The organism is Pseudoalteromonas sp. SMS1 (assembly GCF_021530565.1).
Taxonomy (GTDB): Bacteria; Pseudomonadota; Gammaproteobacteria; order Enterobacterales; family Alteromonadaceae; genus Pseudoalteromonas.
In genome coordinates this window covers 1-1411 of the sequence record NZ_JAKGBI010000069.1, presented here as the reverse complement: position 1 = coordinate 1411, position 1411 = coordinate 1, and the positions used below count along the sequence as shown (strand labels likewise).

1 protein-coding gene is annotated in these 1411 nt (G+C 51.6%); it reads left to right on the top strand.

What is annotated here, in order from left to right; genetic code table 11:
- Window positions 1-1411 (top strand): amino acid adenylation domain-containing protein (locus tag L1286_RS24020; protein ID WP_235409548.1); only part of this gene is annotated, 1411 nt, incomplete at both ends.

The window sequence follows — 1411 nt, the reverse complement described above, 5'->3', positions numbered from 1 at the left end:
AAGCGGGTGGGGCATATGTGCCACTGGACCCGAATTACCCAGCAGAGCGCTTGAGCTACATGTTATCCGACACACAAGCACAGGTTGTGTTGAGTACACAAGTAACAGATACCGCGCCGATAGCGAATAGCCAATGTCAGTGGGTAAGCCTGCACGATGCGGCAATCGCGGCGCAACCACACAGCAACCCAGAGGTAGACTGCTCAGAGCAAGACTTGGCGTACATCATTTATACGTCAGGCTCGACGGGTAAACCTAAAGGCGTGATGCTGGAGCACCAGGGTGTGGTGAACCTCGTGGCGACCCTCGCACACACTTTTAATATTCAACCACAGGACAAGCTTTTACAGTTTGCCCCCATCAGTTTTGATATGTCAGTTGAAGAGCTATTTGGGGCACTATGTTGTGGCAGTACGCTGGTTTTACGTACCGATGAGTGGTTAGCGTCGGTGGCGGATTTTTGGGCGCACTGCGAGACACACCAAATCAGTTTATTGAACTTACCGACCGCTTTTTGGCATGAAGTGGTGCACGAGCAGGATATACCATGTGCTAGCCATGTTCGCCAAGTGTGTGTGGGCGGAGACAAGTTAAGTGAGCAAGCCATTGCGACCTGGTATGAGACTCGCCCCAGCCACATTAAGCTGCTGAACGCCTATGGGCCGACAGAGTACAGTGTGAATGCGACCATCGCCGAGGTAGATCCGGCCAAGCCGCTGAGTATTGGCCATGCGGTACTCAATACCCAACTTTTGGTGTTAAGCCCTGAAGGTCAACTGTTACCACATGGTATTGTTGGTGAATTGCACCTTGGTGGACCAGGATTGGCACGCGGCTATCTAAATCGCCCAGATTTAACTGCCGAACGCTTTATTGACAATCCTTTTTACACTGACGCGATAGCAGGTCAAAGCCCGCGTTTATACAAAACGGGTGACTTGGTCAAGATGCGCGCCAATGGTGAAGTGGAATATATCGGGCGAAGTGACAACCAAGTGAAGATCCGCGGGTTTAGGATTGAGCTGGGTGAAATAGAAGCGGCACTGGCGAGTCACGAGAGTGTGACAGACAGCTTAGTGATGGCACAGAAGCCCGCGCACGGGGGCGAAGCACAGCTATTGGCTTATGTGTTGTGTGACGAAAAGTGCACACCGTCAGACAGCGAATTAAAGCATCATCTCAAGGCTTTCTTACCGGCTTACATGATGCCGCAACACTACATCAGTGTGACCCAGTGGCCGATGACGCCCAATGGCAAGGTGGATAGAAAGGCATTACCTACCCCTGAGTTGACACAAGATGGGGCCGATTATCACGCACCGCAAGGTGAGGTTGAAGTACGCTTAACAGAGATTTGGGCAGAGTTGCTAGGCATCGACGCGTCAACGATTTCGACGTCAGCGAATTTCTT